Origin of the sequence: Lactobacillus kefiranofaciens (assembly GCF_900103655.1) — a bacterium.
GTDB lineage: Bacteria > Bacillota > Bacilli > Lactobacillales > Lactobacillaceae > Lactobacillus > Lactobacillus kefiranofaciens.
On the sequence record NZ_FMXC01000007.1, the window covers coordinates 59394 to 75464 of the forward strand.

16 protein-coding genes and 1 riboswitch are annotated in these 16071 nt (G+C 37.1%); of the genes, 15 read left to right on the forward strand and 1 reads right to left on the reverse strand.

The window, feature by feature from the left end; all coding sequences use genetic code 11:
- Positions 1-33 precede the first annotated feature (33 nt).
- The 15 genes from BLP58_RS04335 to hbs all read left to right on the forward strand — a co-directional run bounded on the left by BLP58_RS04335 (position 34) and on the right by hbs (position 15684).
- Positions 34-3141: a DNA polymerase III subunit alpha gene (locus BLP58_RS04335; RefSeq protein ID WP_013854202.1), complete on the forward strand. Its 3108-nt coding sequence runs from the start codon at positions 34-36 to the stop codon at positions 3139-3141.
- A 167-nt stretch (positions 3142-3308) separates the two neighbouring features.
- Entirely contained in the window at positions 3309-4271 is a 963-nt protein-coding gene (pfkA, locus tag BLP58_RS04340) for a 6-phosphofructokinase (RefSeq protein WP_013854201.1), read from the forward strand.
- A gap of 33 nt (positions 4272-4304) precedes the next feature.
- Positions 4305-6074, forward strand: coding sequence for a pyruvate kinase (gene pyk, locus BLP58_RS04345; RefSeq protein WP_013854200.1), 1770 nt, complete (start codon positions 4305-4307; stop codon positions 6072-6074).
- Positions 6075-6207: 133 nt separating this feature from the next.
- Positions 6208-7101, forward strand: coding sequence for a CvfB family protein (locus BLP58_RS04350; protein WP_013854199.1), 894 nt, complete (start codon positions 6208-6210; stop codon positions 7099-7101).
- The gene (gene xerD, locus BLP58_RS04355) at positions 7088-7993 is read left to right on the forward strand and encodes a site-specific tyrosine recombinase XerD (RefSeq protein ID WP_013854198.1); all 906 of its coding nucleotides are present in this window, start codon (positions 7088-7090) and stop codon (positions 7991-7993) included. Before BLP58_RS04350 ends, xerD begins: the two co-directional genes overlap by 14 nt.
- A gap of 8 nt (positions 7994-8001) precedes the next feature.
- Entirely contained in the window at positions 8002-8364 is a 363-nt protein-coding gene (locus BLP58_RS04360; protein WP_013854197.1) for a reductase, read from the forward strand.
- Complete coding sequence (locus tag BLP58_RS04365; RefSeq protein ID WP_013854196.1) at positions 8351-9091, forward strand: segregation and condensation protein A; 741 nt, start codon at positions 8351-8353, stop codon at positions 9089-9091. Before BLP58_RS04360 ends, BLP58_RS04365 begins: the two co-directional genes overlap by 14 nt.
- Positions 9081-9671 carry an SMC-Scp complex subunit ScpB gene (gene scpB / locus BLP58_RS04370; RefSeq protein ID WP_013854195.1) on the forward strand — a complete coding sequence of 197 codons (591 nt, stop codon included), beginning with the start codon at positions 9081-9083 and terminating at the stop codon, positions 9669-9671. The genes BLP58_RS04365 and scpB overlap by 11 nt, the downstream gene beginning before the upstream one ends.
- A 1-nt stretch (position 9672) precedes the next feature.
- Positions 9673-10389, forward strand: coding sequence for a pseudouridine synthase (locus tag BLP58_RS04375; protein ID WP_013854194.1), 717 nt, complete (start codon positions 9673-9675; stop codon positions 10387-10389).
- A gap of 28 nt (positions 10390-10417) precedes the next feature.
- Positions 10418-10530, forward strand: a riboswitch (FMN riboswitch).
- Positions 10531-10609: 79 nt separating this feature from the next.
- A complete protein-coding gene (locus BLP58_RS04380; RefSeq protein ID WP_013854193.1) occupies positions 10610-11299 on the forward strand; it encodes an ECF transporter S component in 690 nt (229 codons plus the stop codon).
- A gap of 102 nt (positions 11300-11401) precedes the next feature.
- Positions 11402-11860: an SAG1386/EF1546 family surface-associated protein gene (locus BLP58_RS04385; RefSeq protein ID WP_013854192.1), complete on the forward strand. Its 459-nt coding sequence runs from the start codon at positions 11402-11404 to the stop codon at positions 11858-11860.
- A gap of 50 nt (positions 11861-11910) precedes the next feature.
- Positions 11911-12585: a (d)CMP kinase gene (gene cmk / locus BLP58_RS04390; protein WP_013854191.1), complete on the forward strand. Its 675-nt coding sequence runs from the start codon at positions 11911-11913 to the stop codon at positions 12583-12585.
- A 71-nt stretch (positions 12586-12656) separates the two neighbouring features.
- Positions 12657-13868 carry a 30S ribosomal protein S1 gene (gene rpsA / locus BLP58_RS04395; RefSeq protein WP_013854190.1) on the forward strand — a complete coding sequence of 404 codons (1212 nt, stop codon included), beginning with the start codon at positions 12657-12659 and terminating at the stop codon, positions 13866-13868.
- A gap of 71 nt (positions 13869-13939) precedes the next feature.
- Positions 13940-15247: a ribosome biogenesis GTPase Der gene (gene der, locus BLP58_RS04400; RefSeq protein ID WP_013854189.1), complete on the forward strand. Its 1308-nt coding sequence runs from the start codon at positions 13940-13942 to the stop codon at positions 15245-15247.
- A 161-nt stretch (positions 15248-15408) separates the two neighbouring features.
- The gene (gene hbs / locus BLP58_RS04405; RefSeq protein WP_013854188.1) at positions 15409-15684 is read left to right on the forward strand and encodes a non-specific DNA-binding protein Hbs; all 276 of its coding nucleotides are present in this window, start codon (positions 15409-15411) and stop codon (positions 15682-15684) included.
- An 85-nt stretch (positions 15685-15769) separates the two neighbouring features.
- Here the strand turns inward: hbs and BLP58_RS04410 are convergent.
- Positions 15770-16071: transposase (locus tag BLP58_RS04410; protein WP_143000312.1), on the reverse strand; the 302-nt coding region annotated here is incomplete at its 5' end.

Here is a 16071-nt window from a genome sequence, read left to right on the forward strand (position 1 = left end):
TTAATAATTTTACAGTGAAAGGTGGTTAACTATATGCAAGTAGCAGCACTGCAAAATCTGAGTTCATTCACTTTATTGGATAGTCCAACAAGAGTGAGCGATTTGATTAAAACAGCTCAAGAGCGTGGATATCAAGCAGTTGGCTTGGCTGATATCAACGTGACCTATGGTTTAGTTAACTTCTATGAATTAGCTAAAAAAGCGGGTATTAAGCCATTATTAGGGATGCAGCTTCGTTTAAATGGTTTAATTGATAGCACGCAAAAATATGATCTGATTGTTTTTGCCAAGAATAATCAAGGCTATCATAATTTGCTTAGATTATCGAGTGCCATTAATTTATTAACTGAAAATGGTGAGAATGATAAGGTTTTAACCTTAAAAGAATTAACTAAGTATCTAAATGATTTGTTAATCATTGTTCCTGCCAATGTTAGAAGTGAATTAGTTGCATTATCTGAAACTAACCAGTCTTTGGGTAGTGACTTTGTGCGAGAGATGAAGAAGTTAACCCCGGAACTTTATTTGGGAGTTTATGCCTCTAAGGATAGTCAGAGCTATATTGATTATCTTCAAGAGCTAGCTAAGCAATTTGAACTGCCCTTAGTTGCGGTGGAAGATAGTGAGTATTTGAACCCACATGATCAATTTTTGCAAAAAACGTTGCAAGCAATTGATGCTGGTCAAAAAATACAAGATTTATTGCCTTTGGCCCAACAAGCAGGATCGCATTATTTAGTGACCGCTACGGAAGCGTTAGAACGTTATCATCAATACGACTTAGATGATGCAATTAATAATACTTGGAAAATAGCACAAGAATGTGATGCTGAAGTAGTATTTCAAAAGCCCGTTTTGCCTAAGTATCGTCAAGATCGTTTTCCAAGTTCAGAGGAATATTTGCATTATTTAGCTCAAACTGGTCTGCAAAGGCGCTTTGGTAAAAATAAAATTCCTGTTGAATATCAAAAGCGCTTAAATTATGAATTGCGCGTAATTAATCAGATGGGATTTGATAATTATTTCTTAATCGTGTGGGATGTAATTAACTATTGCCATCGAGTTGAAATTACGACTGGACCGGGTCGTGGATCAGCTTGTGGATCTTTGGTCTCATATTCTTTAAGAATTACTGAAGTTGATCCAATACAATATCATTTGCTTTTTGAACGTTTTTTGAATCCAGCTAGACATGAAATGCCGGATATAGACTTAGATATTCCTGATACACAAAGAGATACAGTTATTAAATATATGTATCAAAAATACGGAATGGATCATGCTGCTCAAATTTTAACCTTTGGTACTTTAGCAGCCAAGCAAGCTTTACGTGATGTAGGGCGAGTATTCGGCCTAACAATGGTTGAAATTCAAAAGTGGGCGAGAACAGTTCCTTTTTCTAAAGATAAAATGACCTTAAAGCGTGCTTATAAAGAATCTCGTGAATTGCGTTTATTAGTTGATGCGACTCCTGAAAATAAACTATTATTTAAAACTGCTTTAGGACTTGAAGGCTTGCCGCGCCATTATTCGATTCATGCCGCTGGCTTAGTTATTAGCGATGACTCAATTGCAGGGATTTCAGGATTGCAGGCAGGCCCTTTAGGGATTCCGGTTACTCAACAAACAAAGAAATATGTGGAATCATTAGGCTTATTAAAGATCGACTTTTTGGGTTTACGCAATTTAACGGTGCTAGGCAATATTTTGACGCTAGTGCGTCAGCAAGGAATTAAAATTGATCCTAATCTGATTCCGTTAAATGATGCGGAAACTCTACGTCTTTTTCAACAAGGAAAAACGGATGCTGTTTTCCAATTTGAATCAAGTGGGATCCGGCGCGTATTGCGTGAATTGCATCCCGATAGTTTTGAAGATCTGGTTGCAGTTAATGCTCTTTATCGTCCGGGTCCAATGCAAAATATAGCGACATTTATTGCACGTAAAAATGGCAGGGAAGCAGTTAAATATCCTGATCCTAGTCTGAAGCAAATCTTGCAGCCGACTTATGGCGTATTGGTTTATCAAGAGCAAGTAATGCAGACGGCACAAATTTTAGCGGGGTTTTCTTTAGGCGAAGCCGATATTTTACGACGGGCAATGTCCAAGAAAAAGCAAGATGTAATTGAACAAGAACGTGGTAAATTCATTTCGGGTACCGTTAAAAAAGGCCATGCGCGAGAAGTTGGCGAGCGAGTTTATCATTATATTGAGCAGTTTGCCAATTATGGTTTCAATCGTTCGCATGCTGTAGCCTATACTAAGATTGCTTTTTGGCTAGCTTATTTAAAAGTGCATTATCCTGCAGCTTTCTATACTTCAATGCTGAATTCATCAGTTGCAGCCAAGGCAGAAGATTATATTATGCGAGCGCAGGAAACAGATATTCGAATTTTGCCTCCGGATATAAATGATAGCCAAGTGGATTTTACGGTTAAAAATAAAAAGATATTGGTAGGCCTTAAGGCAATTAAGGGTCTGCGTGTTGATTTTGCTAAAGAAATTGCAGCCAATCACAAGCCGTATCAATCTTTGAATGATTTTTTACGTCGAATTGATCCTAAGTTTTTGCAGATTGAAACTATTCAAGCTTTGATTATGGCTGGATGCTTCGATCAATTAGAAAATAATCGTAATGAGTTGCTAGCAAATTGTAAAGAAATTATTGCTAATGTCCAACTAACGGGACAGAATATCTCTCTATCTGAAATTTTGGGAGATGCACCGCTTAAGCCAGCAGATCCGCCAACTAGTGCCGAAAAAGCTGAAATGGAAGAAAGGGTGTTAGGTTTTTCTACTACAACTACACCTCTAATAGTGGTTCAAAAGTATGCGCAAAAATTTAATGCCCGTTCACTGGATTCGTTTGAATTAAATGAAAAAGGCATTGGAGTCGGTAAGTTGATGCAATTTAAGCAAATTCGTACTAAAAATGATAAAACAATGGCTTTTGCTCGCTTTGCAGATACGTCGAGTGAGCAGGAAGTAATTATTTTTCCGGGTGTTTATGAAAAAATTGGCTCAATTTTGAAAAATGGTGGTATTTATTTATTGGGACTACGCGTTCAAGGAGATCGCTATGACCAGAATAAAAAACAATATTTGTTAACCAATTTACGTAAAGTCAATTTTAAAGAATAAGTAGCAAAAAATAGTTAGTTGATTTAATCACAATGTAAGTGCTAACATCATATAATATAGAAAGAAAGCGTAAATTAGTCCAATTTTAATGAGCTTTTTGGCCTAAAAAATGTTAATATTTACTTGATGTGAGAAATTACACAAAATAATCATGATGAGGTGAATTCATGAAACGGATTGGTATTTTAACTAGTGGTGGAGACGCCCCTGGTATGAATGCAGCAATTAGAGCTGTTACTAAGACTGCTATCCATCATGGACTTGAAGTCTTTGGAATTCGTTATGGTTTCGCTGGTTTGGTTGCAGGCGACTTTATTCCGCTTACTACGGAAAATGTTGACCACAAGATTAGTGAAGGCGGTACGTTTTTGTACAGTGCTCGGTATCCAGAATTTGCACAAGAAGAAGTGCAACAAAAGGGTGTTGAGCAATTAAAGAAGCATGGTATTGATGCTGTTATCGTTATTGGCGGTGACGGATCATACCACGGTGCTTTAGCCTTAACTCGCCACGGCGTAAACTCAGTTGGTCTACCAGGAACTATCGATAATGATATTCCTTATACTGACTACACGATCGGCTTTGATTCTGCATGTCGTACTGCTATGGACGCAATTGATAAGATTCGTGACACAGCAAGCAGTCACCACCGCGTATTCGTTGTTAACGTAATGGGCCGTGAATGTGGTGACATTGCTATGCGTGTTGGTGTAGCTAGTGGTGCAGACGCAATTGTTATTCCTGAACGTTCTTACGATGTTAAGGAAATTGCAGGAACTCTTACTAGAGGATTTGCAGATGGCAAAGATCATGGTATCATTGTCTTAGCAGAAGGCGTTATGGCTGCTGATAAATTTAAGGATGAATTACTTAAATACGGTGACTTTGATGCTCGTGCTAATGTCCTTGCACATATGCAACGTGGTGGCTCACCAACTGTTGAAGATAGAGTAAATGCTACTAAGATGGGTAACTATGCTGTTAAGTTGCTTCTCGATGGGAAGGGCGGTTTAGCTGTCGGCATGGAGAACGGCAAACTTAATACCCACGACATTCTCGATTTATTCGATGGAAAACACCACGGCGATTATGCGCTAATGGATGTAAATGAAGAAATGACTAAATATTAATTTAGCCGATTTTTGGAGAGGATTTTTTTAATAATGAAGAAAACTAAGATTGTTAGTACTTTAGGGCCAGCTTCAAACGATATTGAAACTATTACTGCTTTAGCTAAGGCTGGTGCAAACGTATTCCGTTTCAACTTCTCACACGGTGATCACCCAGAACACCTTGCTCGTATGAAGATGGTTCGTCAAGTGGAAAAGGATACTGGTATGCTTCTTGGTATCGACCTTGACACTAAGGGTGCTGAAATCAGAACCACTGAACAAGAAGGTGGCAAGTTCACTATTAACACTGGTGACATGATTCGTGTATCAATGGATGACACCAAGAAGGGTAACAAGGACATGATCCACGTTACCTACGATGGCTTGTACGATGATACTCACGTTGGTGGTCACGTATTAATTGATGATGGTTTGGTTGACCTTTTGATCAAGGAAAAGGACGACTCAAAGAGAGAATTAGTTTGTGAAGCTCAAAACACTGGTGTTATTGGTTCAAAGAAGGGTGTTAACGCACCTGGCGTTGAAATCCGTCTTCCAGGTATTACTGAAAAGGATACTGACGACATCAAGTTTGGTTTACAATACGGTATTAACTTCATTACTGCTTCATTTGCACGTAAGGCTCAAGATATCTTAGACATCCGTAAGCTTTGTGAAGAAGCTGGTGCAGACTACGTTAAGATCTTCCCTAAGATTGAATCACAAGAAGGTATTGACAACGCTGACGAAATCTTACAAGTTTCAGATGGTGTGATGGTTGCTCGTGGTGACATGGGTGTTGAAATTCCATTTATTGAAGTTCCATTTGTACAAAAGAGCTTAATCCAAAAGGCTAATGCACTTGGCAAGCCAGTTATTACTGCTACCCAAATGCTTGACTCAATGCAAGAAAATCCACGTCCAACTCGTGCCGAAGTTTCAGATGTTGCTAACGCTGTTCTTGATGGTACTGACGCAACTATGCTTTCAGGTGAATCAGCAAATGGTCTTTACCCAGTTAAGGCTGTTAAGGCTATGGCTGAAATTGACGAACGTACTGAAAAGCAAATGCTTAAGCGTAACACTTTAGCTCTTCAAAGATTTGAAGCTTACAAGGGCTCAAACGTTACTGAAGCTATTGGTGAATCAGTTGTACGTACTGCTCAAGAATTGGGTGTTAAGACTATCATTACTGCAACTAACTCAGGTTATACTGCACGTATGATTTCTAAGTACCGTCCAAATGCAGACATCATTGCTTTAACCTTTGATGAAAAGATCCAACACTCATTAGGTATTGTTTGGGGTGTACAACCATTATTGACTGAAAAGCCTAAGTCAACTGATGACATGTTTGAAGTAGCTGCTAAGGTAGCTAAGGAAAAGGGCTATGTCAAGGATGGTGACCTTGTAATCATCGTTGCTGGTGTTCCAGTTGGTGACTCAGGTACTACTAACTTGATGAAGTTGCAAATCATCGGTAACAAGCTTGCTCAAGGTTTAGGTGTAGGTAACGGTTCAGTTATCGGCAAGACTGTTGTAGCAAACTCAGCTGAAGAAGCAAACAGCAAGGTTAAGGAAGGCGACATCTTAGTTGCTAAGACTACCGACCCAGACTACAACCCAGCTATTAAGAAGGCTTCTGGTTTAGTTGTTGAAGCTTCAGGTTTAACTTCACACGCTGCAGTTATCGGTTTATCATTAGGTATCCCAGTTGTTGTTGGTACTACTGACGCTACTGAAAAGATTTCTGACGGTACTACTATTACTGTTGATGCTCGTCGTGGTGCTATCTACCAAGGCGAAATCTCAAACCTTTAATTCAAAAAGATAGATTTAAAATTATAGATTAGCTAATCAAAAAATAGTCAGCTTTTGAGCTGGCTATTTTATTTTGTGTAATTTTCTCTTATACTTATATATAAAGAATATGTAAAGTAGGAGACGTTGATTAATGCTTGGAACAGTTGCAAAAGGAAAAATTATTGATGCCAACGATAAGGCGTATTATGTTCAGATTGATGGTGTTACGTATGAATTAAAAAAGCATGAAGTTACTCAAGATGAACTACCTAAGATTGGTGATGAGATTGAAGGTTTCATTTATGACAATAAAGAACACGATCGAGAAATGACTCAATTTTTGCCATTTGCTCAACCTGATCAATATGGGTGGGGTAAAGTAACTGAGGCTCGTCCAGGTTTAGGTGTTTTCGTTGATGTAGGCTTACCTGATAAGGATGTGGTAGTATCAATGGATGATTTGCCACGTGATAAGGAGAGATGGCCTCGTCGTGATGATCGTCTATTAGTACGATTAGAAACAGACTATAAGGATCGAATTTGGGCAAAATTAGCAGATGAAAACATTTTTGATCAATTAGCTGCTAATTTCCCTAATAATATGAGCAATGAAAATGTTGCTGGTACAGTTTATACAACTCGTGATATCGGTGCTTTTGTTTTAACTAATGACTATTACTTAGGATTTATACATGAGACACAGATGCCACGTCCAATGCGCTTAGGGGAACAATTTAAGGGTAGAGTAATTGGTGTTAGTCAGTATGGTCGATTAAATCTAAGTACTTTGCCGCGGGCTTTTGAAGAAATTGATGATGATGCTCAAATGATTTTGATGAGTTTACGTAGACGAGAAACAAAGACTTTGCCATTTTATGATAAGTCTGATGCGCAAGAGATTAAGTCATATTTTGGTATTTCAAAGTCCGCTTTTAAACGGGCCTTAGGTCATCTATTAAAAGACGGCTTAATCAAAGAGGATGAGACTGCGGGAACAATTACCTTAATTAAAGATCCAGAAGAGAATGCTGATGGAGAAGAATAATTTACAAGATCAAATTGATGATTACTTGCGCTATAGGCAGATTGAACGCGGATTGAGTACTAATACAATTACTGCTTATCGTCAAGATTTGGAAGAATATCTTGTTTTTGTCTTAAAGGAAGGCATGACTAGCTGGCCAACTGAAGCAAATGATGTTGATGCTTTTTTAGCTAGACAGCGCGATTTAAATAAATCTACTAGTTCAATTAGCCGGATGATTTCAAGTATGCGTAAATTTTATCAATGGCTTGCACGACGAAATATTCAAAAGCTCAATCCAATGCTTGAAATTGATCTACCAAAGAAAGAACGCAGACTGCCAATAGCATTAAGTCAAAAAGAAGTAACGCAGCTACTTGCACAGCCGGATATTCATAAAAAATTAGGCATTAGGGATCGGGCTATTTTAGAAACACTGTATGCAACTGGTATGCGGGTGAGTGAGTTAATTAATCTACAGTTACAAGATTTGCATGAAGATCTTGGTCTAATTAGAGTATTGGGCAAGGGATCGAAAGAGCGCTTAATCCCTATTAGTCCCGTAGCATTAGATTGGATTATTAAATATCAAAAGCAAGTTCGTGATTCGCAAATTCTTAAAGTTGGCCGCAGTGAAGATCATATCTTCTTGAATAGTCGGGGGAAAATGCTCACTAGGCAAGCTATTTGGCAAATGATTAAAAAGTATTGTCAGATGGCAAAAATAACTAAAGATGTAACTCCACACACTTTACGTCACACGTTTGCCACTCATTTATTGGCTAATGGTGCCGATTTACGAGTAGTACAAGAGATCTTAGGACATTCTGATATTAGCACTACTCAGATTTATACTAACTTATCACAAAAGCAGATTTTAGAAGTATATCATAAGACGCATCCCCGTCTTTAGGTGAAAAAATGTTAATTCAATATAAAAAAGATTATGAAAAAACGGCAAGGGGTTTACTTTCTTATTTGCCTGATTTTAAAAATATTGAAAGTTTAAAGGAAGAGATTAGATTAAATGAACAGGATAATGAATTTGTACTCTTTCTTTATAGTAATAATCAACAAAATATGGTCGGTGTGCTGGGTACGCAAATTACTAACCAATTTATTGTAATAAGGTATCTTTCGCTGGCACCTGGATTTCGTGAAATTAGTTATGAACAAAAAATCCTGTTGGAGTTAAAAAAAGAATATCCAGATAAGCGTATCACGGCATTACCAGAATATGCTAATTTATTAAAGACAATCAAAGAAGATAATGAAGAAGAGTAATTTAACATTAGAGTTACCAAATTTCGAAGGACCGTTAGATTTATTATTGCATTTGATCCAATCACAAAAAATCGACATTTATGATATTCCTATTGCACAAATTACTAGTCAATATCTAGATTATTTGCGTCAAATGCAAAGTTTGAACCTACAAATTGCAGGTGAATATTTCGTAATGTCTTCAACTTTGCTACGAATTAAATCACAGTATTTGTTACCGCAAAATGATTTTGTAGATCAGGTCGAACCTGACGAAGATCCTCGTGATGAGTTAGTACAGCAATTGGTACAATATTCTCTTTTTAAAAAGGTCTCCGCGTATTTTAAAGAAAGAAATGAAAAAGTCCCAATTACAGTTGCTAAAGAAGCAAGTGTTTCTAAAGATATTAGAATACAGCCTTTACCCAAAGGACAGATTACTTCAGCTGATCTAGCAACCACTTTTTCAATGGTACTTCGTCGTTTGAAAATGCGTCGGCCAGATACGGCTTTAATTAAAGTAGCCGAGACGCCGATAAATGAAATGATTGATTATTTGCAGGTTAAGTTAACTAAAGAAAAGCGAGTTAGCTTTTTTTATTGTGCCGATCAAATGAAAAATATTTCTGATGTAATTGGATTATTTTTAGCAATGCTAGAATTGAGTAAAAATCATCAAGTCAAAATTACTCAATCGCGAGAGTTTGGGGACTTAGACTTAGAAAGAATGGATGCAAATGGTAAGTAAGCAAGCGAATTTAGAGGCACTGTTATATGCTGCTGGAGATAATGGACTTGAAGAGCAAAATTTAATTGAGCTTCTTAAAATGGATGAGAAAGAATTAACGGTTATTATAAATAAGTTACAAAAAAACCTATCAACTGATCCTGATGCTGGTATTCAGTTGATTCATATTGCACATTCTTATAAATTAACTACAAGTCCGCAAACTGCTAAGATAATTGAAAAATATTTTCAAAAAGATTTAACTAAGAATTTAAGTCAATCAGCTTTAGAGATTTTATCAATTGTTGCATATCGACAGCCAATTACTAGAGTAGAAATTGATGATATTCGAGGAGTTAATTCGTCGGGAGCCTTACAAACTCTTATTTGGCGCGGTTTGATTAAACCTGATGGTAAAAAAGATGCGCCGGGACATCCTAAATTATACGTTACTACTGATTACTTCTTACAGTATTTTGGATATCAGAGTTTAGCAGATCTCCCGTTAATTGAGGATTTTGAAGATAATGCTGATAATGAAGAGGTAGACTTATTTGAATCTAAAGGTAAAATGGATAAACAGATTCAGGAGGGAAAATAAAATGGCGGAAAGATTGCAAAAGGTCATTGCAGAAGCAGGCATTGCTTCGAGAAGAAAAGCTGAAAAAATGATTACGGCAGGACGGGTTAAAGTAGATGGGCAAGTGGTTACTAAGTTAGGCACTAAAGTAGATACTTTCAGTAACATTACAGTTGATGATGAGCCAATTGAAAGAGAAAGCTTGCATACTTATCTGTTTTATAAACCACGGGGCGTTGTTTCGACTGCTAGTGATGATAAGGGAAGAAAAACAGTCGTAGATTATTTTGAAGATATTCCGTATCGTTTATATCCAGTTGGTAGACTTGATTATGATACTTCGGGTCTATTATTAATGACTAATGATGGAAAATTGGCCAATCTTTTAATGCATCCTAGAAATGAAGTATCAAAAGTTTATGTTGCTAAAATTAAGGGGATGCTATCGCCAGAGGAAATTAATACGTTAACTCGTGGGGTAAAACTAGAGCACTTTAAGGCTGCTCCAGCTAAAGTCAAAGTGCTTAAGACGGATAAGCGTAAGGATACCCAAATTGTGCAGTTAACCATTCATGAGGGACATTATCATCAAGTTAAGCGGATGTTTAAGGCAGTAGGTCATTTGGTAGAAAAATTATCGCGTGAAAAATACGCCTTTTTGACCTTGGATTCGCTTACATCTGGACAGTATCGGGAATTATCAAAGCATGAAGTTGACAAATTGATGCAAATGGATTAGTTTATACTTGTAATTAAATATTAAAGGTTATTGTCTTCAGGGCAGGGTGAAAATCCCGACCGGCGGTTAGAGTCCGCGACCCACGTAAGTGGTGGAATCGTTAGATACCGATAGTTAAAGTCTAGATGGAAGAAGACAGACTCAAAAAGAAGCTTACTTAACTTTTAAAGGTCTGTTGCTGAAGCAATAGACCTTTTGTTTTGGAAAGGAAAGCAAGTTTATGAACAGTGCTAAAACTAATTCTGCTAATCTAGCTAATATTATTGCATACACTTTAATAGGTTGTATTGCATTTGTAGTAATGAAATTGGAGTTTCCAATTATTCCGGGAGTAGGTTTTTTAAAGTTCGACTTTTCTGATGTAATTATTACCATTGGTATGTTCATTTTTGGAGCTGTGCCAGGAGTGATTATTGCACTAATTAGGATGCTTTTGAGTTTGATTTTTAGTGGATTTGCTTTGCCAAGCGTAGTTGGCGAAATAGCTGCTTTTTTAGCTTCCATGTCATTCTCATTGCCATTTTATTTCTTTAGCAAGAATATTAATCAAACGAATAGAAATACTAAAGCAGGGCATTTAAAGCCTATTTTCGGTTTAATAATTGGCGTGTTAATTATGACGGCTATTTTGGCACTAGCTAATGCATTTATCTTAACTCCAATCTATGCGGTAACAGCTGTGCCGGACTTGCCAACAATTAATGGTTATGCCGGTCTGCTTCATTTTACTGAGAAAGTTTATTTAGGTCAATTATTGCATTTACCTTCCATGGCTACTTATATTTTTACAATTATTGTGCCATTTAATTTATTAAAAGGTGTAATTAATAGCGTCGCGGTTTATTTATTGTTTGAAGCGACAATTAAGACTATTAAGCCATTTGTACGTAAAAGATTTAACTTGAATTAAAATTTTTTCCCATTAACTTTTAGAGTTAATGGAATTTTTCATATTCAAAGACATCAGAAATATGCTAGAATTAAATTCGTTAAGTGAATGGAGGAATTTTAGATGGATAAAAAATCAACGGGGCCATATCAGCATTATGAACGGCCGACTGAAAAGCGTAGTACCCAAGATAATCCGCATGATGGATCAGCTCGCTGGATCGCTGTTATCGTGATTTTAGCAGTTATTTTAATTGCTTTAATCCCAGCCGTTCATCGATTGGCTAGTCACCATTCAGAAAAAGCTGAAGAAGTTCAAACGGTCAAGAAGGTATCGTCAAGTTCGTCTAAGTCATCCAAGGCAAAGAAGACCTCATCATCTTCTTCATCCAAAAAAAGTTCTATTCAATCTAGTTCAAGTTCATCTAAGAAAATTGTGCATAAATTCTATACTGTGCAAACTGGGGATACTTTAACTAGTATTGCAGAAGACAATGGTATGACCGTTGATCAATTAGCCAGATTAAATGATCTTAAAGACACTTCGGATGTCAATATTGGCCAAACACTTAAGTTGAAATAATCTTTCAGAAAGGACAAAAGAGTTCGATTTTAAGAGCTCTTTTAATTGGAATGCAAGTAGCAGTAGACGGTCCTGCATCAGCAGGAAAAAGTACAGTAGCTAAGATCATTGCTAATAAGTTGTCGTTTGTTTATATCGACACAGGTGCAATGTATCGTGCATGTACAGTAATTGCCCGTAATCATAGATTGGATTATGGGGATGAAGCTGGAATATTACGAGCCATTGATCAGGATGGAATTGAATTGAAGTCTGAAAATGGTGAGCAAAAAGTATACGTAGCTGGAAAAGATGTTTCTAAAGAGATTAGAACACCTGAAATCTCAGCGAATGTTTCGCAGGTTTCGGCTTTACCTAAAGTGCGAGAAAAAATGGTTACTCTCCAGCGACAGATGGCGGGGAAAACCAATGTGATTATGGATGGGCGCGATATTGGAACAACTGTATTACCTAACGCTGAAGTGAAGATCTTTTTAGTTGCTTCAGCTAGATCTCGTGCTGAGCGTCGCTTATTAGATTTAAAACAGCGTGGCATTAAATCTGAGCAAACAGTCGATGAAATTGAAAAAGATATTGCGGCAAGAGACTATAAGGATTCTCACCGTAAAGTTTCACCACTAAAAAAGGCAGATGATGCAATTGAAATTGACACTACAAACATGTCAATTGACCAAGTTGTAGAGGCAATTTTAGCTCAAATCGAAAAAAATCAAAAAAAGTTTTAAAAAACAGCACAAAATAGTAGAAAAATATCTAACTTTCCTTTAAAATGGGATATGATATTTGGGAGGTACATATGTCAGAAAACAGTAATCAATTTTTAGACGCATTAAAGCAAATGCAAGGAGTTGAGGTCGGAGATATTGTCGATGTCGAAGTATTAGACGTTGAAGACGGCCAAATCGATGTTGGTGTTGAAAATGCCGGTGTTGAAGGTGTCATTACTCGTCGTGAATACACTTCAGATCGTAACGCAGACTTACGTGATTTAGTTAAGCCTGGCGACAAGTTCAAGGCCTTAGTATTAAGAAGAGCCGGTGGAGATAAGGAAAATGGTGAATTCTTCTTCTCAGTTACCCGCTTAAAGGAAAGAGAAGCTTACGACAAGTTACAAAAGGACTACGAAGAAGGCAATGCTATCGAAGGTACTGTAACTTCATCAGTTCGTGGTGGCTTACTTGTTGATGTTGGTACTCGTGGTTTCTTACCAGCTTCATTAATTTCTAACCGTTACGTTTCAGACCTTAAGCCATACATTGGTAAGACTATGAAGCTTAAGATCACTGAAATTGATCCTAACAAGAACCGTTTGATTCTTTCACACAAGGATTTAGTTGAAGAAGAACGTGAAGAAGCCTTTGATAAGGTTGCATCACAATTAGTTGTTGGTGATGTAATCGAAGGTAAGGTTTCACGTTTAACTAACTTTGGTGCATTTGTTGATGTTGGTGGCGTTGACGGTTTAGTTCACATTTCAGAAATTTCTTACAAGCATGTTGACAAGCCAAGTGACGTTTTAAAGGCTGGTCAAGAAGTTAAAGTTAAGGTCATTGGTATTGACAATGACAGACATCGTATTTCCCTGTCTATTAAGCAAATTGAACCTTCTCCATTTGAACAAGCTACTGCTAACTTAAATGAAGGTGATGTCTTCGAAGGTGAAGTTAAGTCATTAACTAACTTCGGTGCATTTGTTGAAGTTGCTGATGGTATTCAAGGTTTAGTACACGTTTCAGAAATTTCAAACAAGCACGTTGACAAGCCAAGCGATGTTTTGAAGGTTGGTCAAGAAGTTAAGGTTAAGGTATTAAACATTGACCCAAGTGATAAGAGAATTTCACTTTCAATCAAGGCTGCTGATCCTAATGCTTCATCATCAGACAACTACAGTTCTCGTCCACGTCGTTCACGTAACAAAAACTCAGTTAACAAGAAGTATATGGGTGACAACGACAACGGCTTTGCTTTAGGTGACATCATTGGTGACCAATTAAAGGACCGTAAATAGTCATTTCTAATAAAAAAGCCGACAGTAAGTCGGCTTTTTTTATTTTTATAAGATTGGAAGGGTGTGAAGAGATGGTTTTACCAGTTGTAGCAATTGTTGGTCGTCCGAATGTGGGTAAATCAACTTTATTCAATAGAATTATTAATCAACGTTTAGCAATTGTTGAAGACAAGGCGGGAGTTACTCGTGATCGTAATTACGCGCAAGCTGAATGGATGGGTCACCAGTTTGATTTGATCGATACTGGTGGTATTACTTGGGAAGGCGGAAAAATTGAAGAAGAAATCCGTGCTCAAGCTGAAATAGCTATCGAAGAAGCAGACGTGATTGTAATGTTGACTAATGTGGTAAACCACATGACAGATCTTGATGAAAGAGTTGCGCATCTTCTTTATCGTACAAAGAAACCTGTTATTTTAGCAGTAAATAAAGCAGATAATCCGGAACAAAGAAATGACATTTATGATTTTTATAGTTTAGGATTAGGCGATCCGATTCCAATTTCAAGTAGTCATGGTACTGGTATTGGTGATTTGCTTGATGAAATCGTGAAAAAATTGCCAGAAGATAAAGATGTTAAGGCTGATGATGTTATTTCATTTAGCGTAATTGGTCGACCAAATGTAGGTAAATCTTCAATCGTTAATAAATTGCTTGGTGAGGATCGAGTAATTGTAGCTAATGAAGAAGGCACTACTCGTGATGCTGTAGATACCCCATTTACTAAGGATGGTATTAAGTTCAAAGTAGTTGACACTGCCGGCATTAGACGTAGAGGCAAAGTCTATGAGAAAACAGAGAAATACTCTGTAATGCGTGCAATGAGTGCTATTGAACGTTCAGACGTGGTTTTATTGGTTCTTGATGCAAGTACAGGCATTAGAGAACAAGACAAGCACGTAGCCGGATATGCTCATCAAGCAGGGCGCGGAATTATTATTGTAGTTAATAAATGGGATTTGCCTAAAAAGAATAGTACTAGCGCAAAGGAATTTGAGCGTGAAATTAGGACAGAATTTCAATACTTAGATTATGCTCCGATTTTATTTGTATCTGCTAAAACTGGACAACGTTTGGATCAGATTCCTGCAATGGTTAATAACGTTTATCAAAATCAAAATCAGCGTATTCAGTCAAGCGTGTTGAACGACTTATTATTAGAGGCAAGCAAGCTTGTGCCTACCCCAATGGTAAAAGGTAAGAGGTTGCGAGTGTATTACATGACCCAAGTAAGTACTAATCCACCAACATTTGTCGTTTTCGTTAATGATCCGGAACTAATGCATTTCTCATATGAGAGATTCTTGATTAATCAATTGCGAGAGAATTTTAATTTTATGGGAACACCGATTAAAATTATTGCTCGAAAGAGAAAGTAGCGGAGAAATTGTAAATTTTCGTACAAAACCTTGTTATAATGGGCTTTTTGTGATATTTTGGTTTCTAGGAAACAATGATTAGACGTGATCATTATTCCTTGTTTTTTCAAAACAAAGAACAAACTATGGACTTCGGGTTCAATTCAGGAGGTGAATTATTCATGGCAAATAAAGCTGAATTAGTTTCTGAAGTTGCTTCAAAGACTAAATTAACTAAGAAAGATGCTGCAGCAGCCGTTGATGCTATCTTTGGCTCAATTCAAGATAACCTTGCTAAGGGTGAAAAGGTACAATTAATCGGTTTCGGTACTTTTGAAGTACGTCATCGTGCAGCTCGTAAAGGCCGTAACCCACAAACTGGTGATGAAATTAGCATTCCGGCTAGTGAAGTACCTGCATTTAAGCCAGGTAAGGCTCTTAAAGATGCAGTTAAGTAATACTTACTTAACTCAACTAACCAAGAGGACGTTGGATTTTATGGCTCTTTGTCAAATCCTGTTGATAGAGAGTAAATGAATAGAATCAGGCAGTCATTAAAAGGCTGTTTGGTTCTTTTTCTTTATATTGATTTTCCTCTAAACGAATTCTGGTTAATAAATTGATAAAATTGGAATAGCCGAAAGCTGTTCGTTCGATTTGCTTGATTTTGCGGTTGAAGCCTTCAAGACAGCCATTAGAATAAGGCAGCGCCGCACCGTTAAGCACCGCTTTTAGATTGTATTTAAAAGTTAGCAGCGTCTTATGCATTAGGGTTCCAATTGAATCTTTGCTGGTAATCAATGATTTAAGCTCTTGAGTGTTGTTTGTTTCAATTGCTTGAATAA

Excerpts from the sequence above, each read along its gene's own strand:
- pyk (WP_013854200.1), top strand. The coding sequence starts at position 4,305 with ATGAAGAAAACTAAGATTGTTAGTACTTTAGGGCCAGCTTCAAACGAT.
- xerD (WP_013854198.1), top strand. The coding sequence starts at position 7,088 with ATGGAGAAGAATAATTTACAAGATCAAATTGATGATTACTTGCGCTAT.
- der (WP_013854189.1), top strand. The coding sequence starts at position 13,940 with ATGGTTTTACCAGTTGTAGCAATTGTTGGTCGTCCGAATGTGGGTAAA.
- BLP58_RS04360 (WP_013854197.1), top strand. The coding sequence starts at position 8,002 with ATGTTAATTCAATATAAAAAAGATTATGAAAAAACGGCAAGGGGTTTA.
- hbs (WP_013854188.1), top strand. The coding sequence starts at position 15,409 with ATGGCAAATAAAGCTGAATTAGTTTCTGAAGTTGCTTCAAAGACTAAA.
- BLP58_RS04385 (WP_013854192.1), top strand. The coding sequence starts at position 11,402 with ATGGATAAAAAATCAACGGGGCCATATCAGCATTATGAACGGCCGACT.
- BLP58_RS04335 (WP_013854202.1), top strand. The coding sequence starts at position 34 with ATGCAAGTAGCAGCACTGCAAAATCTGAGTTCATTCACTTTATTGGAT.
- BLP58_RS04380 (WP_013854193.1), top strand. The coding sequence starts at position 10,610 with ATGAACAGTGCTAAAACTAATTCTGCTAATCTAGCTAATATTATTGCA.
- cmk (WP_013854191.1), top strand. The coding sequence starts at position 11,911 with ATGCAAGTAGCAGTAGACGGTCCTGCATCAGCAGGAAAAAGTACAGTA.
- BLP58_RS04350 (WP_013854199.1), top strand. The coding sequence starts at position 6,208 with ATGCTTGGAACAGTTGCAAAAGGAAAAATTATTGATGCCAACGATAAG.
- BLP58_RS04365 (WP_013854196.1), top strand. The coding sequence starts at position 8,351 with ATGAAGAAGAGTAATTTAACATTAGAGTTACCAAATTTCGAAGGACCG.
- rpsA (WP_013854190.1), top strand. The coding sequence starts at position 12,657 with ATGTCAGAAAACAGTAATCAATTTTTAGACGCATTAAAGCAAATGCAA.
- scpB (WP_013854195.1), top strand. The coding sequence starts at position 9,081 with ATGGTAAGTAAGCAAGCGAATTTAGAGGCACTGTTATATGCTGCTGGA.
- pfkA (WP_013854201.1), top strand. The coding sequence starts at position 3,309 with ATGAAACGGATTGGTATTTTAACTAGTGGTGGAGACGCCCCTGGTATG.
- BLP58_RS04375 (WP_013854194.1), top strand. The coding sequence starts at position 9,673 with ATGGCGGAAAGATTGCAAAAGGTCATTGCAGAAGCAGGCATTGCTTCG.